The sequence below is a fragment of the Streptomyces atratus genome (genome assembly GCF_040655115.1).
GTDB lineage: Bacteria > Actinomycetota > Actinomycetes > Streptomycetales > Streptomycetaceae > Streptomyces > Streptomyces atratus_D.
This window is the reverse complement of sequence record NZ_JBFAJH010000016.1, coordinates 100,481-124,437: the sequence shown is the minus strand read 5'-3', so window position 1 is coordinate 124,437 and position 23,957 is coordinate 100,481. Positions and strand designations below refer to the sequence as shown.

Genomic DNA, 23,957 nt, shown 5'->3' with positions numbered 1-23,957 from the left:
ATGACGCGACTCGCCCAGACCGCCGGCCTGAACGACATCCAGCAGGAAATCCTCTCCACGGTCCGGGATTTCGTCGACAAGGAGATCATTCCGGTCGCGACCCAGCTGGAGCACCGCGACGAGTACCCGACGGAGATCGTCGAGGGGCTCAAGGAACTCGGCCTGTTCGGGCTGATGATTCCCGAGGAATACGGAGGTCTGGGTGAGTCGCTTCTCACATACGCGCTCTGCGTGGAGGAAATCGCCCGCGGCTGGATGAGCGTGTCGGGAATCATCAACACGCACTTCATCGTGGCGTACATGCTCAAGCAGCACGGCACCCAGGAGCAGAAGGACACATTCCTGCCCCGAATGGCGCTGGGCGAGGTCCGGGGCGCGTTCTCGATGTCCGAGCCGGCCCTGGGCTCCGACGTCTCCGCGATCACCTCCAAGGGCGTCAGGGAAGGCGACGAGTACGTCCTGAACGGCCAGAAGATGTGGCTGACGAACGGCGGCACGTCCTCGCTCGTCGCCGTCCTGTGCCGGAGTGACGAAGGCCACCCCGAGGGCACGGCCCCGCACAAGTCGATGACGGCCTTCCTGGTGGAGAAGGAGCCCGGCTTCGGCGAGGTCCGGCCGGGGCTCACCATCCCCGGAAAGATCGACAAGATGGGTTACAAGGGCGTCGACACGACCGAACTCATCATGGACGGACTGCGCATTCCGGCCAATCGTGCACTCGGCGGGACCACCGGTCGCGGGTTTTACCACATGATGGATGGTGTCGAAGTCGGCCGGGTAAATGTGGCTGCGCGTGGCTGCGGTGTCGCGCAGCGTGCATTCGAGCTGGGCGTTTCCTACGCTCAGCAGCGCCACACCTTCGGAAAGCCGATCGCGCAGCACCAGGCCATCCAGTTCAAGCTGGCCGAAATGGCCACCAAGGTCGAAGCCGCCCATGCAATGATGGTGAATGCGGCACGCAAAAAGGACTCCGGGGAACGAAACGACCTGGAGGCAGGGATGGCGAAGTACCTCGCCTCCGAGTACTGCAAGGAAGTCGTCGAGGACGCCTTCCGCATCCACGGCGGTTACGGCTTCTCCAAGGAGTACGAGATCGAGCGCCTCTACCGGGAGGCCCCGATGCTGCTGATCGGTGAAGGTACCGCCGAGATCCAGAAAATGATCATTGGGCGCCGACTCCTCGAGGAGTACCGGTTCCAGGGGTGATTGTCCCCTTCCAGGTGATTTAGCCGCGAAGAAGATCACACCCTGTCATCCTCTGCCGGTGTCTTCCAGCCGTCCGACTCGGCTGCTGGCTTGCCCAGTTGCGGCTCGCAACCGATAACATCGCCGGAAAAGCCGCCGTCCCCCGTTGCCAGCGCGGCCTCATCCGCTACGAAGGTCATCCATGCCCGACAGCCAAACCTCTGCACCACGCGGCGGAGTCCGCCTTGCGCGCGGAGCTTCGCCGTGGCTCCTCCCGACCGTCGCCACCGCGGCCCTCAGCCTCGCCCGGGCCCGCAGGTCCGGACGCTGGGCCGCGGTGGCCGTGCCCACCACCGCCCTCGCGGCGGGCATGCTGTGGTTCTTCCGCGACCCCGAGCGCGAGATCACCCAGGGCCGGGTCATTTCTCCGGCCGACGGTGTGGTGCAGAGCATCATGCCGTGGAAGGACGGACGCACCCGCGTCGCGATCTTCATGAGTCCCCTGAACGTCCACGTGAACCGCGCGCCGCTGGCCGGCACGGTGACGTCGGTCGAGCGCATCCCCGGTGGGTTCGTTCCGGCGTTCAACAAGGAGAGCGAGAACAACGAGCGCGTTGTCTGGCACTTCGACACCGAGCTCGGCGACATCGAGATGGTGCAGATCGCGGGTGCGGTCGCCCGGCGCATCGTTCCGTACCTCCCGCAGGGTACGAAGGTCGAGCAGGGCGAACGCATCGGTCTGATCCGCTTCGGCTCCCGGGTCGACATCTACCTTCCGGAGGGTGTCGAGGTCGCGGTCGAGGTCGGCCAGGCCACCACCGCGGGGGTGACTCGAATTGACCGTGATTGATCCCGACACCCAGGCGAATTGGGTGCCCGAGGCAGAGTGCGAGGACGACGCCGAGGACATGCCGCTCTCTATGCGGCTGTCGATAGCGGACACCCTGACTCTCGGTAATGCCACGTGCGGTTTCATGGCGGTGTACTTCACCACCACGGGAATCCTCATCCCGCACCTCACGGGCAGCGACGAGAGCGGCATGGCCCGGCACTCCGCGGCCACCGCCGTGATCCTCATGCTCATGGCCGCGGTGTTCGACCTCTTCGACGGGCTCGTGGCGCGCAAGCTGCGCTCCTCGCCCATGGGTGCCGAGCTGGACAACCTCTCCGACCTGATCAGCTTCGGGCTCGCCCCGGCGTACTTCGTCCTCGTGTACGGCATGGTCGCGGACGACGCACACCAGCGGGTTTCGGCGCTGGCGGCGATCGTGGTGCTGCTGGCTGTGGTGCTCAGACTTGCCAGATTCTCCTGCGTGACCATGAAGGACGGCATGTTCCAGGGCATGCCGAGCCCCTTCGGAGCGCTCACGGTCGTCTCGATCGTGCTCCTGGAGCTGCCCTTCCCACTGACGCTGCTCGCGATCGTCGGAGTGGCGTGGCTGATGGTCAGCCGGGTCGAGTACCCGAAACCGCGGGGCGTCCTCGCGGTGGCGATGCTCAGCTGGATCGTGGCCGCGATGGGGCTTCTCGCCGCGTGGGCGTTCGACGCCCCCGGTGGTCAGCTGCTCCTGCAGACCGGCTGCGCGCTGCAGGTGGTCCTGGGAGCGGTCATCCCGCTCTTCGCGACGGCGCGACGGGTGAACACCTTCCGCGACAACCGGCGCGAGGCCCGGACGGCTCAGCTGCCCTAGGGCTGCGCGGCGGAGCCGCACAGAATGTACGACGAGGGCCCGGGTGCTTCCCCAGCACCCGGGCCCTCTCGCATGCGTCGGGCACCCTCTACGCGCTCTGCGCGTGGACCCAGCGGGCGGCGAGCAGGACGGCGATGTCGTCGGGGCGGTCGGGCTCCCGTCTCGCCTCCCGGATGACCAGGTCCGCCATGCCGACGAGGGACGGCGCATCGGCTGCCTCGATGATGCCGCGCAGCCGCTCGATGCCGTCGTCGATGTCGGCCCCCGCCTGCTCGACCAGTCCATCGGTGTACAGCGCCAGGATCGCGCCCGGGGCCAGCCACAGGCTGCTGACGGGGTAGGTGGCGTCGGGGGTGACGCCGAGCACCACCCCGCCGGGAAGATCCAGGACCTCGGTCGTGCCGTCGGGGTGGCGGAGCAGGGGCTGCGGGTGCCCGGCCCGGACGATCTGCGTCCGACCGGTGGCGGGGTCGAGGACGATGTAGCAGCAGCTGGCGATCTGGCCGGGGTCGAGGTCGATGAGCAGCCGGTTGGTGCCGCTCACCACTTCCTGCGGGTCGTGCCCGCTGAGCGCGAAGGCGCGTACCGCGCTGCGCAGTTGGCCCATCGTCGCCGCGGCGGCGACGCCGTGCCCCTGGACGTCCCCGATGACCAGGGCCAGCCCCCGGTCGGTCTCGACGACGTCGTACCAGTCGCCGCCGACGTCCATGCCCTGGGTTCCGGGGAGGTACCGACCCGCGGTGTCGACCTGGTCGAGTACGGGCAGCCGGTGCGGCAGCAGGGCGTTCTGCAGGCCGCGGGCCAGGGCGGACTCGGTGTCGTACCGCTGGGCTCGTTTGAGGGCCTGGGCGATGAGTCCGGCCAGCGCGGTGAGAACCGTGCGCTCCTCGGGGCTGAAGCCGCGCGGCTGGTCGAAGCCGAGGATGCAGGAGCCGACGGGCCGCCCGGAGGCGATGAGTGGCAGGAACGCGCGGGCGCCGACGTTCGTGTCCAGGGGGATGCCGGGGTAGGCGGAGGCCAGGCGCTGCATGGATTCGAAGAAGATGGGCCGGCCGGAGGTGAGCGTCTCGACGCCGGGCAGATGGGCGTCGAGCCCTACGCCGTCGAAGCGGTTCAGGAAGCCGTGCGGGAATCCGGTCTCCCAGGCCAGGTAGAGGTGGCGTTCGTTCAGCAGGTAGATCGCCAGCTGCCTGCCGCCGAACGCGGGCAGCAGCTCCTGGGTGACCACCACGGACACCTGGCGGGCGGTGACGGCCTCGGTCAGCGCGATCGCGAGGGCGACGGGACGGTAGACCCCGGTCGTGCCTTCGACCGGGGAGCCCACGCCCTCACCCGGCGCGGCGGAGCCCCCCGGCGGGTAGGAGGGCTGTTCCGTGGCGGAGACGGTGGCGGTCACGCCGTCGTGGCCCGGGTACAGGGACACCGACAGCCAGTCCCGCGCGGTGCGGCGCGCGAGGAAGTGCACAGGTTCGTGGGACAGCAGTGCGGCCCGGTGGTGGTCCTCGTAGGCGGGCTGCCCGAACCACGGCAGGACTTCCCACAGGACGCCGCCGACGAGCTCGCCCCGCGACCGGCAGAGCAACTCCTCCGCCAGCTGGTTGACGTAGGTGATCCGTCCGAGCCGGTCGAGCGAGAAGATGCCGCGCGGGAGCCGGTCGGCGGCCTCGGCGATGACCGGTCCGGCTCCGAGGTCCACCAGGAATCCGGTCAGCGTCCCGGCCGCGCTCCTGCGCGGCGGCTGGGCCCATCGGCTGGAGAGTTCCAGGAGGTTGGTCCGGCCATCGGGGCCACGCAGCCGCATTCTGCGCGCGAGCGGTCCGCCCGCGCTCGCCGCCCGGCGGGCGAGGGTCCACAGTCCGTAGACGTCCTCCGGCGCCAGCAGTGCCATCAGGGCGTCGATGGTGCCCGGGAACCACGCGGGCTCGGTGCCGAGGATCCCGCACAGCTCCGCGTCGGCGTCGACGGCACCGGTTTCGAGGTCCCAGTCGAAGTGCCCGATCCGTACCGGGGGCACGGTGACGGAGGGCAGCTGCACCGGGACCGGCTCGCCGTCCCAGATGACCGGGGTGCCCCCGGCCGCCAGTCCGGCGAGCTCCGTGCGGAGCCGATGGGCGATGTCGCCGAGCGCGCGCCGGTCGGCGTGCGAGACGGGCTTGCCGGGGGTGGCCGGGCGCAGCACCACCAGGACGCCGAACTTCTCCTGGTCGCCGAGTACGGGCACGTACAGCGACCCGAAGGGGAACGGCATGCCCGCCATCAGCTGTGGGAACCGGCGCATGCCCTCCTCGGCGTCGGCGAGGTGGACGGGCTTCCCCGAGCTGTACGCCTCGGCCACGGGAAAGGACCGGTTCACATGCATGCGCCACCAGGGTCGGAACAGCTGGGTCGGCAGCCCGGCGAGCACGGCGAGGCGCAGCAGTTCGGGGTCGCGGGAGCGCAGATATATGCCACCGGCATACCCACCGGCGGACTCGATCGCGCTCACCGCGGCCTGCGCGAGTACCAGGGACAATTCGTCCGGCACCCGGCCGCCGCTCGCCCTCCCCGGCACCACCATGTTCTCAGGCGGAAGGTACGGGGGCAGGCCGTACGAGGTCACACAGCCAGGATGCGCCCCGGCCGGCGCGCGGCGCACCTCGGTGTCCCGGGCGGAGATGGGTACGAGGCGTCGGCCGCCGCCGAAGACGTCGATGTCGAGGGGGGATGGCCTCCGTCCGGTGAATCTCAGAGTCCAGGGCCGTGAGCAGCTCCTCGGCCCAGGAACGCCGCAGTGGTCGCCACGAACCGGTCGGCGTCGTCGAGCCAGGGGTAGTGGCCCGCCCCCGGCTGCACCACGAGCGTGGCGTCGGGGAACAGCCGCGCGAACTCGGCCACCGACTGAGGGGGGCTGTTCACGTCGTACTCTCCGACGAGCAGCAGGACGGGGGACTCGCAGGCGGCGAGCGCCGCACGAGTGGTCTCCGGGTTGAAGGCACCCTCGGCCGCGAAGAGAGCGACAGCTTCCTTGTTGCTCGGCCGGCCGGCTGCATGGTGCTTCTGTGCCGCGGCGTCCCAGCGGCCGCAGAAGAAGGGGGTGATGGCCTCCCAGTCGCTGCCCGTGCCCTGGGCGATCGCCTCCAAGGCGGCGAACGCCGCCGGGAACCACGGCTCGTTCTTCCGAAGCTGCGCGAGCTCGCGTCGCGTCTCCCCAGTGATCGCTATACCGACAGCGCGGGTACCGGGACCGATCAAGGCGAGCTTGCTGACCTTCTTCGGGTACCGGGCCACGTACTGCGTCGCAATATTCGTGCCGGCGGAGTGGCCGAGCAGGTCCATCCGGGGAAGCCCGAGGTGTTCGCGCAGCGCCTCGACGTCGTCGACCAGGTGATCACAGCGGTAGGAAGAGGTGTCTTGGGGAATCGCGGACCGGCCGGTGCCGCGCAGGTCCAGGACGATCAGCCGGCGGTGCGTGGACAGGCCCCCGAGGTCGCCGAGGTAGCTGGAGTCCGTGGGACCCCCCGGGAGGCAGACGACCGGGTCGCCGTCTCCGATCACGCGGTAGGCGAGCCGGGTTCCGTCAGGTGCGGAGAAGGTAGGCATGAGACGAACACTGCCAGCTATAACCAGGTTGTACAACCGGGTTATAGCGAGGGGAGTCAGGTATATAACCGAGCTATGGCAGGCGAAGAGAACACGCGTCGGAACCCCGAGACGCTGACCGAGGAGCAGGCCGAGCGGATGCTCGCCGACATGAACGACGTCATCCGTGCGGGCGAGGAGATGCGGAAGCTGCGCACCGAAATGATCAAGCTGTTCACCGGCTTCGGCTGGACCCAGGACAAAATTGCCCAGCTCACCGACATGAGTCAGCCCGCCGTGTCCAAGCAGGTGAAGAAGTACAAGGAAGGCGACCCGCTGCCCCCGATGGGGCTCTCCCTCGAACAGCACGACGCGCCCTGGCTCGAAGGACGCCTGTGGGGCCTCGCCGAGGAAATCTCCGAGGCCTTCTGCGACGCCGCCCGCTGTACGCGCTCCGTCAACGCCATAGCCCGGGGAAAGAAGCGCTTCACGCCCCAGACCGTCGACGAGCTGCGGCGCCTCGTCGAAGAGGACCTGATGCTGCATCGGGCAGAGCTGCCCGGCAGCTACCGGGACGCGTACGACGAGATCAGCCGTGGTCTCGACGTCCCCGTCCCTTCGAAGATCACTACCACCGCGCCGGCCTCGGTGCGCCGCTCCCTTGCCCGCCAGATCCAACGCGACCGTCTCAGGGGCGACGCCTCGCCGCAGTGCGAGTGACTCAAGGGGAGAAGTCGAAGCCTGGACCGCTCAGTTCCAGCCCGAGCGCGTACTTCCCGTCGATCCTGGACCGCACCGCGTGAGCGGCCTGCCGGTCCGACATGCCTTCGGCGCACTGCAACACCAGCACCATCGCCAACCGGCCCGGCGACGCCGCAGGCCGCCCGGCCCGAGAAAAGGCCCGCGAACTGCGCATCGGTGAAAGCCGGCCCGAGCACATCCCTCGCCCGGACAGCCGGACAGCCCTTCAGGAAGGCCGCGCGGGCCACCCTGACCGTCTCCTCCGGCACCTCGCCGGACACACCAGGACGCAACGGCATCCGCCCACCCCGAACACAACGTCGGTCTGACCCACCAACGAGATGGACCAGACCGACGTCACGACGAAGGGGCATTCGCCAACAGCATCCGGAACGGGTCCGCCCCCGGGCGCCGCGCCCCCGCGTCGCCCCGCCCGATCAGCTCAGCACGACCGGGGTCCGCTCACGACAGGAAGTCGCGCGCGATCCCCTCCGCCACCCGCTCCAACAGCGGTCCCGCCTGCGCCATGCACACGGCAGGGTCCGGCTCCAGGTCCGTGAGGGCGTACGCGCGCCGGATGCCCGCATGCCCCAGTGCCTCCGGGGGAAGCGCGAGGCGGCCGCAGACCGCCACCACCTCCAGCCCCGCCGCGCGAGCCGCCGCCGCGACGCCCGCCGGAGCCTTGCCGTGCAGGGTCTGCTCGTCGAGGGAGCCCTCCCCCGTGATCACCAGCGTGGCGCGGGCCAGTGCCGGGGCGAAGCCGAGGACGTCGAGCATGACCTCGATGCCGGGGCGGAACCGGGCGCCGAGAGCGACGAGCGCCCCGTAGCCGATGCCGCCTGCCGCACCCGCCCCGGGCAGTTTCGCGTGGTCCGGGCCGAGGACGGATGCGTAGTGGGTGAGTGCCGCGTCGAGGGTCGCGATGTCGTCCTCGGTCGCGCCCTTCTGCCGCCCGTAGACCTCCGGGGCGCCCTTCGGGCCGGTCAGTGGATTGTCCACGTCGCTGGCGAGGATCAGGTCCACGTCGGCCAGCCGCGGGTCGAGGCCGGTCAGATCCGCCTCGGCCAGCTCCGCGAGGCCACCGCCCCCGGGGCCGACGGGCTTGCCGTCCGCGTCGAGGAAGCGGGCACCGAGTGCGGCGAGCATGCCCGCGCCACCGTCCGTGGTGGCACTGCCCCCGACCCCGAACACAATGGTCCGGGCGCCCGCGTCCAGCGCCGCGGCCAGCAGCTCGCCGGAGCCGTACGTCGTGGCCGTCAGCGGGGCGAACACCCCCGCCGGAAGATGCTGGAGGCCGGAGGCCTCGGCCATCTCCACCACCGCGGTGGTGCCCCGCACCGCGTACGCCGCGGTCACGGTCTCCCCGCGGGGCCCGGTCACCCGCGCCTCGCGTCGCTCGAATCCGGCAGCCACCGCCGCCGCCACCGTGCCGTCGCCGCCGTCCGCCACGGGCAGAGTCTCGACCTGCACCCGGGGTACGACGCGCCGCAGCCCGGCCGTCACCCGCTCCGCGACCTGTACCGCCGTGAGCGAGCCCTTGAACTTGTCCGCCGCGACGAGCACGCGGGGGGTCTCCATCACTGCTCCGTCCGTCACCTTGTATCCCTTGCTTTCGAACAGGCAGTCGCGCCGCCCCGACCCTATCGGGAGCAGTGGCCCTCTGCCCATGGGTGCCCGTGCCCTGGACCTGCGGAACGGCGGACGCCTCGGCCCCCATTACGCTGCGCGGGTGACCACCACTGACTACGCCACGTACATCGCAGGACTGCCCAAGGTGCTGGCCGCCGCGGCAACCGTCTTCCGGGACGGGGACGGACGGGTGCTGCTCGTCGAGCCGAACTACCGGGACGGCTGGGCCCTGCCCGGCGGGACGGTCGAGTCCGACGAGGGCGAGACCCCTCGACAGGCCGCGCGCCGCGAGACAGTCGAGGAGATCGGGCTCGATCTGGAGCCGGGACGACTGCTCGCGATCGACTGGGCGCGCAGCCCCGAGCGGCCTCCGATTGCCGCGTATCTGTACGACGGCGGGATCCTGGACGAGGTGCATGTGACAGCGATCCGGCTGCAGGAGGAGGAGCTCCTCTCCTGGAAGCTGGTGGAACGCGGGGCGCTCGACCGGTATCTGCCCGGTCCGCTCGCACACCGGGTGCGGGCGGCGCTGGAGGTGCTCGACTCCGGGGCGGGCGTCGTGGAGCTGGAGGACGGCAGGCCCGTCGCCTCCTGACCTCCTGGCCCGGGGCATTCATCCCGTAGCACCGTCGTATCCCTCTGGGGCACCTTGCCCTGACAGGCCGAGCGGCACGGTCCGGGACGGCGGCGTCACCATCAGGCTGCCGTCGCCGTGCTGAACAACTGGACGGGCCCGACACCGTCGCAGCCCTGCCGGTCCTGCGGCTTGACGTCCACCTCGCGCAGCGCCTCGTCGCGCGCGACGAGTTCGACGGCGTCCTGCGGGCTGCCGACACCCGCGAGCACCATGACGTCCGCGACGAGACCGACGGTGACCTCGGCCATGGGCGGACACGCCCAGGAGCGCGCCGACTGGATCGCGGCGAACAAGGACATCATCAAGGCGGCGTCACGGAACTCGGGGCTCCCGCCGGACATGGTCGCTGGTGTCCTGGCAGGAGATCGGCGGGCAGCCCGGCATCCTGGACGACATCACCGACACCATCCGCGAACAGGCCGACTCCCCACTCAGTCCGATCGCCCCCGAGAGCCTCCCCTGGCGTCTCGGCGGCGATCCCGACAACACGTCTATGGGGCCCATTGCCATCCAGGTGCGACGTGGCGCCGAGGTCCTCGGCTACGACCCCGACCACCTCAGCGACCAGCAACACAGCATGGTGGAGGATTCTCTCCAGGACCCTGCGCAGAACATCCTCATTGCCTCGGAGTACCTGGCCCGACTCAAGGCGGAGAGCGAGTTCGCCAACGTGCCTGCGGAGGAGATGACGCCGGCCCAGTATCAGGAACTCGCCGCGCGTTACAACGGTGGCCCGTACTGGCAGACCGACGACGCCCAGGCCTACGGGCGTGGCTTTACGAACAATCTGGACGAGGCAAGGAACGCACTGCGCTGATGACCAGCCATTCCGAGGTGGACAACGACCGTGGCTGCCTGCGCCTGGTCCTCGCCGTTCCACTGATCCTGCTCACCCTTGTCGCTGCGTACTTCTGCTGGACGGCACTGACCATCCGTCCGTCCGGGCCCTGGGACGACGACGCGTATGCCGGCATCGTTCTCTCGTGCGTCCTCACCATCGGGGCTGCCGGTGCGGTGGCAGTGCTGTGGCTGCTGCCGTCGGTGCGACGGATCATGGGGATGTGGTGGGTGGGCCCCGCCGTGCTGTTGGGTGTGATCGCAGCGATCCGATGGGTGACGGGCGGTTAAGCCGTCCAGCGCCATGGCTGCGTCGACCTACCCATATGGTCCTGCGGCGAGTGCTCCGAACGCTCCATTCGTCGCCACGGTGCAGATCCCGGACGGTGCTCCGAGCGCCATCACGAACGTGAAAAGGCGTGGCGAACCATCCGACCGTGATCAGGTGTCGAGGTGCCGCCAAGAGGGTTGCATCCACCAATGCCTTGCGATTCCGGCATCCCCGACTACCGCGGGCCGAACGGGCTCTGGCGGAAGGACCCGGAGGCCGAGAAGCTCGTCACGTACGACCTCTCCATGGCAGATCCGGAGATCCGCCGCCGCTCCTGGCAGATGCGCCGCACCAGCGCGACCTGGCGCGCCGAGCCGAACGCCGCCCACCGCGCCGTGACGGACCTGGAGTGTTCCGGGGTCCCCGTCCGGGTGATCACGCACAACGTCGACGGGCTGCACCAGCTGGCCGGCCTCTCCGCCCGCAAGGTCCTCGAACTGCACGGCACCGCGCGCCAGGTGGTCTGTACCCACTGCCATGCCCGCTCGCCGATGGCGGCGGCGCTGACCCGGGTGGAGGCGGGTGAGGCGGACCCGGCGTGCACGGTCTGCGGCGGCATCCTGAAGTCGGCGACCGTCATGTTCGGTGAGCGGCTCGATCCGGTCGTGCTGGGCGAGGCGATGTCGATCGCGAAGGCCTGCGAGGTGTTCATCGCGGTCGGTACGACGCTGCAGGTACAGCCCGCCGCGTCGCTGGCCGGGATCGCGGCGGAGCACGGGGCGCGGCTGATCGTGGTCGACGCCGAGCCCACGCCGTACGACGAACTGGCTCAGGAGACGATCCGCGAGCCCATCGGGACCGCACTGCCGTCGCTGCTGGCGCGGCTGTCCTCGGCGGCAGCCCCGGTCAGCCGCGACCAGGAGGAACCGAACAACCGAGGGCCGAGGTTCCACCCCCTACCCGACGGTGTAGGGCCGCATCATTTCGTTGTCCTCGTGTTCGAGCATGTGACAGTGCCAGACATACCGGCCGGCCCGGTCGAATGTCGCCTTCAGCCTCGTCACGACACCCGGGTAGGCGACTGCGGTGTCCTTGAACCCGCTCTCCCACGGCTCCGGAGGCCGGGCGGCACGGCCGGCCTGCTGCCGGTCGAGGATCTGGAACTGCACCTCGTGAATATGGATCGGGTGGGCATCCGTCGTGAGGTTGTGGATCTCCCAGATCTCGGTCGTCCCCACCGCCGGATTCTCCGTGACTGGATCGTCCCAGCGCATCGGCACAGCGGCGCCACGTCGGTCCAGAGTGCCGAGCAGCATTTGTCGGGGGCCGACATGCGGCAGCGACGCGGAGTTCTGCTCACTGAGGGAAAGTCGTCGGACGCGGCTCGCTTTCCCCAAGGGCTCGAATGACGGCAGTGACAGCTGGGAGGGGGGCACGGTCGTGTCCGGTGTGGTGAGTGCTCCGACCGTGAGCTTCATGACCTGCCCGGTGGTGGCCGGGTCAGCCGGGGAGAAGTCCGTACCCGCCTTCCCGCCCTGGAAGGCTTTATCGGGGCCCTCGTTGATGAGATACAAGTCGGTGCCGACCGGGACCGACGCGAAGTCGACGATCACGTCGGCGCGCTCGGCGGGAGCGATGAGCAATTGGTCGCGCCGTACGGGCGTGGGGAGGAAGCCGCCCTCGCTGCCGATCTGCCAGAAGGGGAGTACTGCGTGCGCGGGCCTGCCGGCGAGTGGGTGGGTGACGATCTTCAGGATCAGGTACCGCGAGTTGCATCCGTTGAGGAGCCGGAACCGGTAGCGGCGCGGTTCGGCGCGAAGGACCGGCCAGGTGCTCCCGTTGGTCACCATCGTCTTGCCGAAGAACTCGGGGTTCCAGATCGGAGAGATGTCGCTGCCCGGGATGTAAGGGCCCTTGAAACCGTCGAAGGCAGCGCGTCCGGCCGGATAGAAGAGGCTGCCGTCGGCGTGGAACGAGCGGTCCTGGATGACGAGAGGGATCTCGTAGTACTTCCGACCGGGCGGATCGCCGGGCCGGGGGGCGGGACCGGGCAACACTCCGTCGGGAAGGTCCGCAGGGCCCCCTCGCAGGAGGTAGAAACCCGCCAGTCCTGCGTAGACGTTCAGTCGCGTGACACCCAGGGCATGATCATGGAACCAGAAGGTCGAGGCTCTCTCCCCATTGGCGTACTGGAACACGGCTTCTCCCCGGCCCCAGGTGTCGCCGAACCCGTCTGCGAACTTGTCCTTGAACTCCTCGTAGAATGAACCGACTTCAGCGTATCCCGCAGGAAGGTCGAGCGCGTCGGGAAGGTACCAGGCTTCGGTGTAGCCGTCGCTCTCCTCCGTGTTCCGCCCGCCGTGCAGGTGCGTCACGATCGGTACGGGGCCCGTGTACGGTCCGGGTGTCGAGCGGAATCCGGGGCGTTTGTCCCGGGCCGACACTCCGCCCGGAGGGTTCGCCCAGTGCAGTGTGGGGTCGACCGGCAGCAGGTGCGGCAGGTAAAGGCCGTTGCGGTCACGCAGTTCGTTCTTCCACCTCACCCGCACCGGCGTTCCGAAGCGGGCCTCGACGGTGAACGCGGGATAGTGGAAGCTGCGCGGATGCAGGGTTGAGCCGTACCCCCACACGGTCGTCGCCGGCAGACCGGGGGGCAGCACCTGCTGCTGGAACTGTCGCACGCCGATCACGTAGTGGTCGATGCGATCAGCGACGCCGCCCCCGGCCTGCGGCATGACAGGCGGGACGACGAGCGGCGTGACGTACTTGTCCACCTTTCCCGGATCCAGAACGCCCTTGTCGCCGGGCGTTCGGAGACGTGGAGCCGCGGTGGCCGCCGGAAGGAGCGCGAACATTCCGCCGACTGCTGCCTGCACGACACGCCGCCTCGTGACCACCTGCAACCTCCATCGCTTGTCTGACCGACTCCGGCGCGGCGTCCTTTACCAGCTCCGCCCGGCGGTGCCCCGGGACCGCCGACACGTACCGGCATCATCAGGTTGCCGCAGACAGTGGATCCGTGCGTTGCTGGATTACTCCGGGCGAGGGATCTCTTGCGTGCCGTTCGAGTCCTCCTCGAGGAGGATCGGGGCGACAGTCCCGCGCTGCTCGAAGTGGTGGAAAGCCTCCAAGAGCGGCCGAGCATTACTGTGCCGGACGAGGTGACCGCCCGTGTTCGTACGTCGCAGACTTACCGGGTGCGGTGTGCACCCTCGCGGTCGCCGCTCCCCCCGTCCGTGACGACCTGAAGGACCACGCCCATGAGCGAACGCGTCATCGCCCCGAAGAACCGCGGCTTCCTCTTCCTCGACTCCCACCCGTCCGGCTGCGGGCGCCTGGTGGAGGACATGTGGCAGGCCGTCCCCGCTCCGTCGCGCCTCCTGGACCGGGCGCCGGTGGCGCTGGTGATCGGTTCGTCCGCCGGGTACGGGCTTGCCGCGACCATCGCGGGTCTGGCCCGTGCCGGGATCCGCGGGATCGGGGTGTGCTTCGAGAAGGCCCCGGGGCGCCGCACGGGTACGGCCGGCTGGTACCGCACGGCCGCCACCGCCGAACTGGCCCGGCTGCACGGTCACGACATGGTGTTCCTCAACGGGGACGCGTTCTCCGACGAGATGAAGGACCGGGTCGCCGACGTGCTGAAGGAGCGCTTCGGCGGCCGCCTGGACTTTCTGATCTACTCGGTGGCCGCCCCGCGCCGTACCGACCCCGACACCGGAACCACCTATGCGTCCGTCCTCAGGCCCATCGGTGAGCCGTACAGCACCAAGACCCTCGTCTTCGACGACCAGGGTGTTCCCGAGGTCCGGGAGGTCGAGACGCCGCCGGCCGACGGCGACGACATCGAGCAGACCGTCGCCGTCATGGGCGGAACCGACTGGGAACGGTGGGTCGACCACCTCGCCGACCGCGGGCTGCTCGCCGACGGGTTCACCACCGCCGCCCTGTCCTACATCGGTTCCGCCCTGACGGCCGCGATCTACCGGCAAGGCACCATCGGTGCCGCAAAGTCTCACCTCGAACAGACCGCCCGCACCCTCAATGAGCGTCTCGGAAAGCTCGTCGACGGGGGCGCGATCACCTCCGTCAACGCAGCCGCGGTCACCCAGTCCTCAACGGCGATTCCCGGCATCGCCCTGTACGTCGGGCTGCTCCGCGGAGTCCTCGGAGAGGCGATGGTCCCACCGATCGGCCAGCTCACCGACCTGTGGGACAGACTCACCGGCGCCCGCCCGCTCGACCTCGACGACGAAGGACGCGCGCGCCTCGACACCTGGGAACTCGACCCCGCCGTCCAGGCGGCCGTCACCGAGCGGTGGAACGCCGCCACGACCAAGAACATCACCGAACTCGCAGACCTCGACTGGTTCCACGCCGAAGTGCAGCGCCTGTACGGATTCGCCGTACCCGGCATCGACTACGCCGCGCCGGTCGAAACCGACGTCCCCTGGCCGGACACCGCTACCCCCTGAAATCGCTGTGGTGGACAGCCATGCCCCTGCCGTCGGACGAACGGCTCCTCCACCGGTAGCGGCAGCTCCAACCCTCCTGTCGCGATTCGCCGACCCGAGCGCAGGAACCGCCCAGAGGCACAACGGTCGCCGCTGCCGACGCCGTCGTACTCGCCACCGCGGGCGGCCTGCTCACCGCCGCCACCCCGCCCCCGCCACCGTGACCTGCTTCGCCCGTCTTCACGCGGACGCTCTACGTGAACACCACCTTCGCCGGGCCCCCAAGGGAGATGGACCTCCGACCTGTCGTCGCGGCACTAGTGCCGTGACCGGCAATGTTTGCCCGGAAGGAGCGTCGTCCGGTGCGTGCGATCGCAAGGCGGCCGGAAGTCCTTGGATGGGGTCTCCCCCTGCTCGAACGGAGTTGAGAGCTTGGGGAAGGAGCTACCAGGGCTTTTGGCCAACGCGGCGAGCGTGCGTGCTGGGCGGCGCGACGGGGCAAAGCTTGCCGGGAGGGGCACTAGATCCTGTCCAGTTCCTGCGCGATGCGGCGTGAGGGCCGAAACGTGTAGAGGTCGAGGATGTCGGGGGCGTCCGCGAGGCCGGGGCCGCCCGCCTCGACCCAGGTGACGATGTCGGCGACGGCGTCGGGGTCGTTGACCAGGCCGAGCCAGACCGGGCGGCCACCCGCCCTCCTGCCGTCGGCCGACGGCTGCACGACGATGACATTGGCCTGCTCGCACGCGTCCAGGCATTCGACGGCCCGCACTGTGGCGATCTCGCCGAGTGACCGGCGCAGCGTGGCGAGCTGTCCGGCGTGGTCCACGTCCGGGATCTTCGGCGTACCGCAGCAGCAGCCGCGGCAGACGCTGATGGTGGGGCGGCGTACGCCCTGGGCGGGCGCGGCGGCCTTGCGCGTGCGACGGCTCATGCGGGAACGCTCCGGGTGGCAGCGCGGATGATCACCGTGGGACTCTATCGAGCACGCTCCACACACGAACACCTGCGCCCCTCTCGCGGCGGTCGGGCCGGACCGGTGAGGTAAGGTGGGTGGCTGCGAAGGGGAGTAGCCCCGCAAACCGGTCGTCGACACACTGGAACCCCTGGGTTCCCGGTGGCCGGGCTCGTAGATCGATACGGGCGGGCGAGACCTTCGGTCAGGTATGGCACGCCCGCACCCTGCGGGCGCTGCAGTCATGCCGGGCCGAGTGGTCCTCCGAAAAGCCCGAGTGGCGCTTCGCGGAAAGGCCCGGGACCCGGCTCTCACAGAAAGCCACCCGGAATGCATCTCGACCCCCTGGCGATCGTCACCGCCTTCGGGCTGATTTTCCTCGCGGAGCTCCCCGACAAGACCATGTTCGCGTCGCTGGCCATGGGCACGCGCATGCGGCCCCTCTATGTCTGGTTCGGCACCTCGTCCGCGTTCCTCGTGCATGTCGCGATAGCCGTCGGCGCGGGCGGCTTGATCGGGCTGCTGCCCGACTGGATCGTCAAGGTCGTCTCGGCCTCCCTCTTCGCGTTCGGCGCGTTCATGCTGCTGCGCGCCAAGGGTGGCGACGGCGACGAGGCGAGCGAAACCAGGACCGTGACCGGCTTCTGGCCGGTCTACTCGACCGCGTTCATGGCGGTGTTCATCAGCGAATGGGGTGACCTCACCCAGATCACCACGGCCAACCTGGCCGCCAGCAACGGCACTTGGTCCACAGCCATCGGATCCGCGGCCGCTCTGATGTCCGTGTCGGCGCTGGCGCTGATCGCCGGGCGCTTCATCGCCAAGCGGGTGCCGCTCCAGACGGTGCAGCGCATCGGCGGCCTGTGCATGCTGGGGCTGGCGATCTGGTCGGTTGTGGAGATCTTCACGGCCTGAGCCGGTTCCGTGACGCAGCCACCACGAAGCCCGACGGTCGCCCATGCGTCCGCCGGGCTTCGCCGTGTCCGGAACACCGTGTGCCGTGACCGGCAATGTTTGCCCGGAAGGAGCGTCGTCCGGTGCGTGCGATCGCAAGGCGGCCGGAAGTCCTTGGATGGGGTCTCCCCTGCTCGAACGGAGTTGAGAGCTTGGGGAAGGAGCTACCAGGGCTTATGGCCAACGCGGCGAGCGTGCGTGCCGGGCGGCGCGACGGGGCAAAGCTTGCCGGGAGGGGCACTAGAAGAGCGCCGGGGTGTCGCCCTCCGTGCCGTTCTCGAAGGCCAGCAGCCGCTGCTTGCGATCGAGCCCGCCGCCGTAGCCGGTGAGGCTGCCCGACGCTCCGATGACCCGGTGGCAGGGGACGATGATCCCGACCGGGTTCTTGCCGTTGGCCAGGCCCACAGCGCGGGAGGCACCCGGCTTGCCCAGGCGGTCGGCGAGTTCTCCGTACGAGCGGGTCTCGCCGTACGGGATCAGCTGAAGCTGTTCCCAGACGTTGCGCTGGAACGGGGTGCCGTCCAGGTGCAGGGGCAGGTCGAACTCCCGCAGCTCGCCCGCGAAGTAGGCGTCCAGCTGGCGGATCGTCTCCGTGAAGGGGCGCGGGTCCGGGTCGCCGAAGGTCTCCTCGGGCGGGCGGTGGCGCTGCCCGGTCATGTAGAGGCCCGAGAGCACCCCGTCGGTGGCGACGAGGGTCAATGGACCGTACGGGCTGTCGACGACCGTGTGCTGCCGTGTCGCGGCGCTTGTCGCAGTCATGAGTGAACTCCCTTATACAGGAAGGTGGTTGATGGGGTGGTCGTCGACGGTCCACAGATACTGGACCGCGTACGCCCGCCAGGGACGCCAGGCCGCCGCGCGTGCGGTGAGCGCCGCGGGTGTCGACGGGAGGCCGAGCTCCCCCGCCGCCCGTCGGATGCCGAGGTCGGTGGGGAGGAAGGCGTCCGGGTCGCCGAGCGCCCGCATCGCGATGACCTCGACGGTCCAGGGGCCGAAGCCGGGCAGGGCGATCAGTTCGGCCCGGGTCCTCTCCCAGTCGGTGTCGGTGCCGAGCCGCAGCGATCCGTCGGCGAGCGCGCCGACGAGGGTCGTAAGGGTGGTGCGACGGCTGCGCGGCAGGGCGAGCTGCTCGGGGTCGAGCCCGGCGAGCGCCTCCGGGGTCGGGAAGAGGTGGGCGAGACCGCCCTCGGGGTCGTCGACGGGGACACCGTGGGCGGTGACCAGGCGGGCCGCGTGGGTACGGGCGGCGGCGGTCGAGACCTGCTGGCCGAGCACCGCCCGTACGGCGAACTCCGCCCCGTCGACGGTACGCGGCACCCGCCGCCCCGGCGCCTTGTCGACCAGCGGGGCGAGCAGCGGATCGGCCCGCAGCCGGTCGTCGACCGCCACCGGGTCGGCGTCCAGGTCGAGCAGCCAACGGCAGCGGCTGATGGCGAGGGTGAGATCGCGCGGGTCGGTGAGCGAGAGCCGGCAGGCGATGTGGTCCGGGCGCGGAGTGAGGGCGACGATGCCGTGCCCGTACGGAAGGGTGAGCGTCCGGCGGTAGGCGCCGTCGCGCCACTCCTCGACGCCGGGGACCGCGGTCGCGGCGAGATGGCCGAAGAGGTTGGAGGGATTGAGCGGGGCCCGGTACGGCAGCCGAAGCGAGACCACTCCCGGCGTCGCCGGCGGTTTCGCGGACCGGGCGGCCCGGGTGCGCAGCTCACTCGGCGCGAGCGCGAAGACCTCACGGACGGTGTCGTTGAAGGTACGGATGGACGAGAACCCGGCCGCGAACGCCACGTCAGCCATGGGGAGTTCGGTCGTCTCGATGAGCAGCCGGGCGGTCTGGGCGCGCTGGGCGCGGGCGAGGGCGAGCGGACCGGCACCCAGCTCGGCGAGCAGTTGGCGCTCGATCTGCCGGGCGGAGTAGCCGAGCCGGGCGGCCAGCCCCGGCACACCCTCGCGGTCGACGACCCCGTCCCCGATGAGCCGCATCGCACGGGCGACGGAGTCGGCGCGGGCGTTCCACTCCGGGGATCCGGGGCTGGTGTCGGGCCGGCACCGCTTGCATGCCCGGAACCCGGCCTGCTGGCAGGCGGCGGCACTGGGGTAGAAGGTCATGTTCTCGACCTTGGGCGGCACGACGGGGCAGCTCGGACGACAGTAGATCCGGGTGGTCAGGACCGCCGTGAAGAACCAGCCGTCGAAGCGGGCGTCCTTGGACTGGACGGCCCGTACGCAGCGCTCGGTGTCGGTGTACATGCCCCAAGCATGGGCCACGCGACACATGTGGGGCTGGCGGAAATCCGACATCAGCCTTGCGCTGCCAGGGCTTCTTCGAACTCCGTGTACGCATGGGCGTCGAACAGTACGAACCGCACCTCCTCCACCGGAGCTCCCGCCTCACCCAGGACCGTACGGACGGCGATCCGCGCGCCGTCATCCAGGGGCCAGCCGTAGATACCGGTCGAGATGGCGGGGAAGGCGACGGTCCGCGCACCCAGCTCGGCGGCCACCCGCAGTGATTCCCGGTAACAGGAGGCCAGCAGTGCGGAGCGGTCCTCGGCCCTGCTCCATACCGGGCCGACCGTATGAATCACCCATCGGGCGTCGAGCTTCCCGGCTGTGGTCGCTACCGCCCGACCGGTCCGCAGCCCTTTTCCGTACTGCGAGGCGCGCAGCTCGCGGCAGGCGGCGAGGATCTCCGGTCCGCCGCGCCGGTGGATCGCGCCGTCGACTCCGCCGCCGCCGAGCAGCGAGGAGTTCGCGGCATTGACGATGGCGTCGACGGACTGCACGGTGATGTCGCCGCGGACCAGGGTGATGGTCACGGCCGGGGGTGTGCGCATGTGGCCATCATGCCGTTCCCGGGGCGGCTCCGCGGGACGGTCCGCCGCACCGCGTTCACCGCTCGGACCGGTCGGATCCCGGGTTGCCGCGGTGACCGATCGACCCCCACGCGTTCTCCAGCCCCCGTCCGCGCCACGAACGACGCATGGTCTCCCCAGGATTCACCGTGGGACATCAGGCAGGATCGGACAAACGTTCTCACGGGAAAGGGAGTTGCGGCGCGTCACGGTCAACTCGCCCTGTCGGCCTGCCCTCAGAAGGCGCGAAGTCTGTGCCACACCGCCTTCGCCGCGTGGTGGCCGGACATCCCGTGCACACCGGGCCCGGGCGGGGTGGCCGAGGAGCACAGGAACACCGCCGGGTGCGCCGTCGCGTACGGCACGCGGGCGAGCTTGGGCCGGATCACCGTCTGCAGACCGGCGAACGCACCGCACGCGATGTCACCACCGACGTAATTGGCGTTGCGCGCGGCGAGTTGGGGCGGGCCCGCGACGGCACGGGCGAGCACCAGATCGCGGAAGCCGGGGGCGAACCGCTCCAGCTGCCTCTCGATGACCTCGGTGGCATCGCCCTCCCAGCCCGCCGGGACATGTCCGTACACCCAGAAGACGTGACGGCCCTCGGGTGCGCGGGACGGGTCGACCAGGCTGGGCTGTGCGGTGATCAGAAACGGCACGCTCGGATCGCGGCCCGCCACGGCTGCCCGCATCGCGCTGTCGATCTCGCCCGCCGTGGGCCCGATGTGGACCGTGCCGGCCCGCCGGGCCTCCTTCGCGGTCCAGGGGACGGGGCCCGCCAGCGCATAATCGATCTTGAAGCAGGAGGCACCGTACCGGTAGCCGCGGTAGGCCTGGCCCAGTCCGGCGATCCGCGCGAGGGCGGTCGGCGAGGTGTCGAAGACATAGGCGCGGGCGGGCGGGAGCTCGTCGAGGCGCTTGACCTCCGTGCCAGTACGGATCGTGCCGCCCAGTTCACGCACGTACGAGGCGAGGGCGTCGGAGATGGCCTGTGAGCCGCCGCGCGGCACCGGCCAGCCCTTCTCGTGGGCCGCGACGGCGAAGAGCAGGGCGATGCCGCCGGTCGCAAGGCCGCTGGTGGGAGCTATGGCGTGGGCGGCGAGTCCGGCGAACAGGCCGCGCGCCTTCGCGCCCCGGAACCGGCGGGCGAGGAGCGTGGCGGGCTGGATCGCGTCCAGCCCGAACCGGACCCAGCGGTACGGATCGCGCGGCAGCCCGATCCACGGGGTGCGCAGGAAGTCCTCCGCGAGCGTGTCCCAGTGGCCGAGGTACGGGGCGAGCAGCCTGCGGTACGCCCCCGCGTCCTGCGGTCCGAGCGACATCGCGCTCTCCCCCACCGAACCGGTGAGCACGGCGGCCGAGCCGTCCGGGAACGGGTGAGCGAGCGACAGCTCGGGCTGGAGCCACTCCAGGCCGTGCCGGGCGAGCGGCATCCCGGCGAACGCGGGCGAGCCGATGCCGAGCGGGTGAACGGCGGAACACGGGTCGTGGCGGAAGCCGGGGAGTGTGAGCTCCTCGGTACGGGCACCGCCCCCCACCGTCTCCTTCGCCTCGAACACTTCAACGGAGAAGCCCCGGCGGGCCAGTTCGGCTGCGGCGGTCAGTCCGTTGGGGCCCGCCCCCACGACGACGGCATCGAGCATCGATGGCACGTTCGGACTCCTTCGTCAGCCGACGGCAAGAAACTCCAGGATATTCCGCTGCGCCGACAACCGGACCGCGGGTACCGTCCGGACCGATGAATACGGGATCGGCGGCAGAACCAGTTCGCGCATCGATGGTCGACGACATGGCGGCCCGGCTGACCGCGGTGCCCGGCGTCCGGGCCGTCGCCCTCGGTGGCAGCCGCGCCCGCTCCACGCATCGCCCGGACTCCGACTGGGATCTCGGCGTCTACTACCGCGGGAGGCTCGACCTGGTCGCCCTCACCGCACTCGCCTCTCAGGCGCAGGGCTCCCCGGTGGAGGTGGCCGGCCCGGGCGGCTGGGGTCCCTGGGTCAACGGCGGCGCCTGGCTGCGGGTGGACGGCACGGCGGTGGACTGGATCCTGCGTGATCTGGACCGGGTCGAGAGCGTCTGGTCCGACTGCCGCGAGGGCCGCTTCGAGGTGGGCGTCCAGCCCGGCCATCCGCTGGGCTTCTGGTCGCCCTGCTATCCGGGCGAGGTCGCCTTGGGCCGCGTACTGGCCGACCCCTACGGCGAATTGACGGAACTTCAGCAGCAGACGCGCGCCTATCCGGAACCCCTGCGCAGGGCGCTCTGCGACGCCGCGTGGGAGGCGGACTTCTCCGTCGCGGCGGCACGCAAGTCGGCGACCTCCGGGGACACGCTCCATGTCGCGCTCTGCCTGTCGCGGGCGTTCGGCATTCTGGCGCAGGCTCTCCACGCCCACCACCGCACCTGGTGCCTGAACGAGAAGGGGTCACTGGCCGCGGCCGCGCTGCTGCCGGAGACTCCGGCGGACTTCGCCGAGCGGGTCGGTGGGGCGCTGCGCGGCCTGGACACGGCCGCGGTGGAGACGGCGACGTCCGTGGTACGCGACGTGCGGGAGGTTCTCGGGTGAAAAGGGGTCCTGCCGGGTATCGGGCCCGGTTTAGGATCCGGGCATGATAGCCGAACTTCAGTGCGTGGTGCTCGACTGCCCCGATCCCGTACGCCTGGCCGAGTTCTACCGGTCGGTCCTCGGCGGCCGGGTCGACGAGCCGGACCGGCGGTGGGCGCTCGGCGAGGACTGGTCGACGCTGCACACCGACGCCGGTCTCGTCCTGGCGTTCCAGCGGGTGGCGGACCACCGGCCGCCGCGGTGGCCGGACCCGGCGCGGCCCCAGCAGTTCCATCTGGACTTCGGTGTGCCGGATCTGGACGCTGCGCAGACGGAGGTCGTCGCGGCGGGCGCGACCGTGCTCGACGACGGGAGCACGAGCGGGACCGGGGTCGGCGAGGCGGACGCGGAGCGGGCCGAGCGGCCGTGGCGGATCTATGCCGATCCTGCTGGGCACCCGTTCTGCCTGGTGCTGCACCGGGTGGCGTAGGGGGCGTCCGGCGGATCACGGCCGGGGCCGCTCAGTCGTTCCGGATGGCGGTGACGCGGCGTGCGAGCAGGTCGCGCAGAGTGTCGCGTTCCTCCAGGACACCCAGGCGGTGCGTGAGTACGGGTTCACGCCCGCCGGCCCGGTCGACGACGGTGTACGGCCCGTCGTGCGGCTGATCACCGACCCGGCTCCGGCCACCGTCACCGGGCGGTACGTCGACCGGTTCACGGACACCAGGGCTCATGAGCAGGCGTACGACCCGCGGGTCCGGGCCCGGCTCGCCGCGGTGACCCGCGCGCTCATCGCCTGACCGGGGCCGCCGGGAAGGTCAGCCCCCGGCGCGCAGCGCCGCCAGGATCCGCTCGGCCGTCGCCTTGTCGCGGGCAGCCGTGAACGGCAGGTCGTTGCCCCCGGCGATACGGAACGGGGCACCCGAGAGCGTGACCTGGGCACCGCCCGCCTCGGTGACCAGGAGCAGGCCCGCCGCGTGGTCCCAGGCGTACTCCCAGTTGAAGGCGACCGCGTCCTGGTCGCCGCGGGCGACGGCCAGGTATTCGAGGCCCGCGGCGCCGCACGGACGGGCGTGGATACCTTCGACGAACAGGCCGAGCAGTGCGTGCTTCTGGGCGTCGGTGGTGTAGTCGGGGTGCGACATCGCCACTTCGAGCGCGGCGCCGGGCGCGGGTGAACCGGAGTGTATCGGCACGCCGTTGAGCACGGCTCCCCGGCCGCGTACCGCGATCGCCATCTCGTCCAGGGCCGCGGCGTACGTCCAGGAGGCAAGGAGCTCGCCGCGGTGGGCGAGGGCGACGAGGGTGCAGAAGCCGGGCTCGCCGCGGACGAACTGACGGGTCCCGTCGACCGGATCCACGATCCAGACCGGAGCGTCGCCGCCCAGGGCCTCGTACACCTTCGGATCGGCGTGGACCGCCTCCTCGCCGACGACCACCGAACCGGGAAGCAACCGGGTCAGGGACGCGGTGAGGTGTTCCTCGGCAAGACGGTCGGCGGTGGTGACGAGGTCGTGCGGGCCGCTCTTCTCGACGATCTCGTGTGCGGCGAGCTGCCGGTAGCGCGGCATGATCTCGGCGGCGGCCGCTGCGCGGACCGCCTCCTCGACCTCGGTCAGGTCCCCGGCAAGGAAGTCATCGATCATGACTCCAGCTAAGC

At 70.3% G+C, this 23,957-nt stretch carries 22 protein-coding genes and 3 pseudogenes; 13 read left to right on the top strand and 12 right to left on the bottom strand.

Annotated features, from left to right (window positions below; genetic code table 11):
• From AB0I23_RS19755 to pssA, 3 genes are all read left to right on the top strand, one after another.
• Positions 1 to 1,206 (top strand): acyl-CoA dehydrogenase family protein, encoded by a 1,206-nt coding sequence (locus AB0I23_RS19755; protein WP_359110819.1) that lies wholly within the window; start codon positions 1 to 3, stop codon positions 1,204 to 1,206.
• Positions 1,207 to 1,387: 181 nt separating this feature from the next.
• Positions 1,388 to 2,035 carry a phosphatidylserine decarboxylase gene (locus tag AB0I23_RS19750; protein ID WP_359110818.1) on the top strand — a complete coding sequence of 216 codons (648 nt, stop codon included), beginning with the start codon at positions 1,388 to 1,390 and terminating at the stop codon, positions 2,033 to 2,035.
• A 22-nt stretch (positions 2,036 to 2,057) separates the two neighbouring features.
• Complete coding sequence (gene pssA, locus AB0I23_RS19745) at positions 2,058 to 2,876, top strand: CDP-diacylglycerol--serine O-phosphatidyltransferase (RefSeq protein ID WP_359110846.1); 819 nt, start codon at positions 2,058 to 2,060, stop codon at positions 2,874 to 2,876.
• A gap of 88 nt (positions 2,877 to 2,964) precedes the next feature.
• Here pssA and AB0I23_RS19740 read toward each other — a convergent pair whose 3' ends face one another.
• Positions 2,965 to 5,433, bottom strand: a complete 2,469-nt coding sequence (locus AB0I23_RS19740; protein ID WP_359110844.1) for a SpoIIE family protein phosphatase — start codon at positions 5,431 to 5,433, stop codon at positions 2,965 to 2,967.
• Positions 5,434 to 5,600: 167 nt separating this feature from the next.
• The gene (locus tag AB0I23_RS19735; RefSeq protein WP_359110816.1) at positions 5,601 to 6,455 is read right to left on the bottom strand and encodes an alpha/beta fold hydrolase; all 855 of its coding nucleotides are present in this window, start codon (positions 6,453 to 6,455) and stop codon (positions 5,601 to 5,603) included.
• Between the two features lie 75 nt (positions 6,456 to 6,530).
• Here AB0I23_RS19735 and AB0I23_RS19730 point away from each other — a divergent pair, with 75 nt between their 5' ends.
• Positions 6,531 to 7,154 carry a sigma-70 family RNA polymerase sigma factor gene (locus AB0I23_RS19730; protein ID WP_359110814.1) on the top strand — a complete coding sequence of 208 codons (624 nt, stop codon included), beginning with the start codon at positions 6,531 to 6,533 and terminating at the stop codon, positions 7,152 to 7,154.
• 7 nt (positions 7,155 to 7,161) lie between these two features.
• Here the strand turns inward: AB0I23_RS19730 and AB0I23_RS19725 are convergent.
• Positions 7,162 to 7,474, bottom strand: a pseudogene (locus tag AB0I23_RS19725) (transposase); the annotation flags it as partial.
• A gap of 163 nt (positions 7,475 to 7,637) precedes the next feature.
• Entirely contained in the window at positions 7,638 to 8,753 is a 1,116-nt protein-coding gene (locus tag AB0I23_RS19720) for a glycerate kinase (protein WP_359110813.1), read from the bottom strand.
• Positions 8,754 to 8,904: 151 nt separating this feature from the next.
• Here AB0I23_RS19720 and AB0I23_RS19715 point away from each other — a divergent pair, with 151 nt between their 5' ends.
• Positions 8,905 to 9,399: an NUDIX hydrolase gene (locus AB0I23_RS19715; protein WP_359110811.1), complete on the top strand. Its 495-nt coding sequence runs from the start codon at positions 8,905 to 8,907 to the stop codon at positions 9,397 to 9,399.
• A gap of 152 nt (positions 9,400 to 9,551) precedes the next feature.
• Here the strand turns inward: AB0I23_RS19715 and AB0I23_RS19710 are convergent.
• Positions 9,552 to 9,689, bottom strand: a pseudogene (locus AB0I23_RS19710) (DUF2191 domain-containing protein); the annotation flags it as partial.
• Between the two features lie 101 nt (positions 9,690 to 9,790).
• Between AB0I23_RS19710 and AB0I23_RS19705 the strand changes: the two are divergent.
• The 3 genes and pseudogenes from AB0I23_RS19705 to AB0I23_RS19695 all read left to right on the top strand — a co-directional run.
• Positions 9,791 to 10,258 carry a hypothetical protein gene (locus AB0I23_RS19705; protein WP_359110809.1) on the top strand — a complete coding sequence of 156 codons (468 nt, stop codon included), beginning with the start codon at positions 9,791 to 9,793 and terminating at the stop codon, positions 10,256 to 10,258.
• Complete coding sequence (locus AB0I23_RS19700) at positions 10,258 to 10,569, top strand: hypothetical protein (RefSeq protein WP_359110808.1); 312 nt, start codon at positions 10,258 to 10,260, stop codon at positions 10,567 to 10,569. The genes AB0I23_RS19705 and AB0I23_RS19700 overlap by 1 nt, the downstream gene beginning before the upstream one ends.
• Positions 10,570 to 10,758: 189 nt before the next feature.
• A pseudogene (locus tag AB0I23_RS19695) lies at positions 10,759 to 11,442 on the top strand (SIR2 family NAD-dependent protein deacylase); the annotation flags it as partial.
• A gap of 63 nt (positions 11,443 to 11,505) precedes the next feature.
• On the opposite strand, the gene AB0I23_RS19690 reads toward AB0I23_RS19695, so the two are convergent.
• Positions 11,506 to 13,425 carry a multicopper oxidase family protein gene (locus AB0I23_RS19690; protein WP_359110806.1) on the bottom strand — a complete coding sequence of 640 codons (1,920 nt, stop codon included), beginning with the start codon at positions 13,423 to 13,425 and terminating at the stop codon, positions 11,506 to 11,508.
• A 384-nt stretch (positions 13,426 to 13,809) separates the two neighbouring features.
• On the opposite strand from AB0I23_RS19690, the gene fabV reads away from it, so the two are divergent.
• Positions 13,810 to 15,021: an enoyl-[acyl-carrier-protein] reductase FabV gene (gene fabV, locus AB0I23_RS19685; RefSeq protein WP_359110804.1), complete on the top strand. Its 1,212-nt coding sequence runs from the start codon at positions 13,810 to 13,812 to the stop codon at positions 15,019 to 15,021.
• Positions 15,022 to 15,520: 499 nt separating this feature from the next.
• Here fabV and AB0I23_RS19680 read toward each other — a convergent pair whose 3' ends face one another.
• Entirely contained in the window at positions 15,521 to 15,931 is a 411-nt protein-coding gene (locus AB0I23_RS19680) for a (2Fe-2S) ferredoxin domain-containing protein (protein WP_359110802.1), read from the bottom strand.
• Between the two features lie 351 nt (positions 15,932 to 16,282).
• On the opposite strand from AB0I23_RS19680, the gene AB0I23_RS19675 reads away from it, so the two are divergent.
• Positions 16,283 to 16,867, top strand: a complete 585-nt coding sequence (locus AB0I23_RS19675; protein WP_359110800.1) for a TMEM165/GDT1 family protein — start codon at positions 16,283 to 16,285, stop codon at positions 16,865 to 16,867.
• A gap of 279 nt (positions 16,868 to 17,146) precedes the next feature.
• Here the strand turns inward: AB0I23_RS19675 and AB0I23_RS19670 are convergent, their stop codons facing one another.
• From AB0I23_RS19670 to AB0I23_RS19655, 4 genes are all read right to left on the bottom strand, one after another.
• A complete protein-coding gene (locus AB0I23_RS19670; RefSeq protein ID WP_359110798.1) occupies positions 17,147 to 17,665 on the bottom strand; it encodes a methylated-DNA--[protein]-cysteine S-methyltransferase in 519 nt (172 codons plus the stop codon).
• Positions 17,666 to 17,677: 12 nt separating this feature from the next.
• Positions 17,678 to 19,150 carry an AlkA N-terminal domain-containing protein gene (locus AB0I23_RS19665; RefSeq protein WP_359110796.1) on the bottom strand — a complete coding sequence of 491 codons (1,473 nt, stop codon included), beginning with the start codon at positions 19,148 to 19,150 and terminating at the stop codon, positions 17,678 to 17,680.
• A gap of 50 nt (positions 19,151 to 19,200) precedes the next feature.
• Positions 19,201 to 19,737 (bottom strand): O-acetyl-ADP-ribose deacetylase, encoded by a 537-nt coding sequence (locus AB0I23_RS19660; protein ID WP_359110795.1) that lies wholly within the window; start codon positions 19,735 to 19,737, stop codon positions 19,201 to 19,203.
• 254 nt (positions 19,738 to 19,991) lie between these two features.
• Positions 19,992 to 21,407: a phytoene desaturase family protein gene (locus AB0I23_RS19655; protein WP_359110793.1), complete on the bottom strand. Its 1,416-nt coding sequence runs from the start codon at positions 21,405 to 21,407 to the stop codon at positions 19,992 to 19,994.
• A gap of 86 nt (positions 21,408 to 21,493) precedes the next feature.
• On the opposite strand from AB0I23_RS19655, the gene AB0I23_RS19650 reads away from it, so the two are divergent.
• From AB0I23_RS19650 to AB0I23_RS19640, 3 genes are all read left to right on the top strand, one after another.
• Positions 21,494 to 22,318: a DUF4037 domain-containing protein gene (locus AB0I23_RS19650; RefSeq protein WP_359110791.1), complete on the top strand. Its 825-nt coding sequence runs from the start codon at positions 21,494 to 21,496 to the stop codon at positions 22,316 to 22,318.
• 43 nt (positions 22,319 to 22,361) lie between these two features.
• Entirely contained in the window at positions 22,362 to 22,787 is a 426-nt protein-coding gene (locus AB0I23_RS19645) for a VOC family protein (protein ID WP_359110789.1), read from the top strand.
• A 109-nt stretch (positions 22,788 to 22,896) separates the two neighbouring features.
• Positions 22,897 to 23,097 carry a hypothetical protein gene (locus AB0I23_RS19640; protein WP_359110787.1) on the top strand — a complete coding sequence of 67 codons (201 nt, stop codon included), beginning with the start codon at positions 22,897 to 22,899 and terminating at the stop codon, positions 23,095 to 23,097.
• An 18-nt stretch (positions 23,098 to 23,115) separates the two neighbouring features.
• Here AB0I23_RS19640 and AB0I23_RS19635 read toward each other — a convergent pair whose 3' ends face one another.
• Positions 23,116 to 23,943, bottom strand: coding sequence for an inositol monophosphatase family protein (locus AB0I23_RS19635; RefSeq protein WP_359110785.1), 828 nt, complete (start codon positions 23,941 to 23,943; stop codon positions 23,116 to 23,118).
• Positions 23,944 to 23,957 lie beyond the last annotated feature (14 nt).

Coding starts and splice junctions, on each gene's coding strand:
- AB0I23_RS19755 (WP_359110819.1), top strand. CDS start 1: ATGACGCGACTCGCCCAGACCGCCGGCCTGAACGACATCCAGCAGGAA.
- AB0I23_RS19680 (WP_359110802.1), bottom strand. CDS start 15,931: ATGAGCCGTCGCACGCGCAAGGCCGCCGCGCCCGCCCAGGGCGTACGC.
- AB0I23_RS19675 (WP_359110800.1), top strand. CDS start 16,283: ATGCATCTCGACCCCCTGGCGATCGTCACCGCCTTCGGGCTGATTTTC.
- AB0I23_RS19750 (WP_359110818.1), top strand. CDS start 1,388: ATGCCCGACAGCCAAACCTCTGCACCACGCGGCGGAGTCCGCCTTGCG.
- AB0I23_RS19665 (WP_359110796.1), bottom strand. CDS start 19,150: ATGTACACCGACACCGAGCGCTGCGTACGGGCCGTCCAGTCCAAGGAC.
- AB0I23_RS19730 (WP_359110814.1), top strand. CDS start 6,531: ATGGCAGGCGAAGAGAACACGCGTCGGAACCCCGAGACGCTGACCGAG.
- AB0I23_RS19700 (WP_359110808.1), top strand. CDS start 10,258: ATGACCAGCCATTCCGAGGTGGACAACGACCGTGGCTGCCTGCGCCTG.
- AB0I23_RS19660 (WP_359110795.1), bottom strand. CDS start 19,737: ATGCGCACACCCCCGGCCGTGACCATCACCCTGGTCCGCGGCGACATC.
- AB0I23_RS19635 (WP_359110785.1), bottom strand. CDS start 23,943: ATGATCGATGACTTCCTTGCCGGGGACCTGACCGAGGTCGAGGAGGCG.
- AB0I23_RS19735 (WP_359110816.1), bottom strand. CDS start 6,455: ATGCCTACCTTCTCCGCACCTGACGGAACCCGGCTCGCCTACCGCGTG.
- AB0I23_RS19650 (WP_359110791.1), top strand. CDS start 21,494: ATGAATACGGGATCGGCGGCAGAACCAGTTCGCGCATCGATGGTCGAC.
- AB0I23_RS19670 (WP_359110798.1), bottom strand. CDS start 17,665: ATGACTGCGACAAGCGCCGCGACACGGCAGCACACGGTCGTCGACAGC.
- AB0I23_RS19740 (WP_359110844.1), bottom strand. CDS start 5,433: ATGGTGGTGCCGGGGAGGGCGAGCGGCGGCCGGGTGCCGGACGAATTG.
- AB0I23_RS19645 (WP_359110789.1), top strand. CDS start 22,362: ATGATAGCCGAACTTCAGTGCGTGGTGCTCGACTGCCCCGATCCCGTA.
- fabV (WP_359110804.1), top strand. CDS start 13,810: ATGAGCGAACGCGTCATCGCCCCGAAGAACCGCGGCTTCCTCTTCCTC.
- AB0I23_RS19720 (WP_359110813.1), bottom strand. CDS start 8,753: ATGGAGACCCCCCGCGTGCTCGTCGCGGCGGACAAGTTCAAGGGCTCG.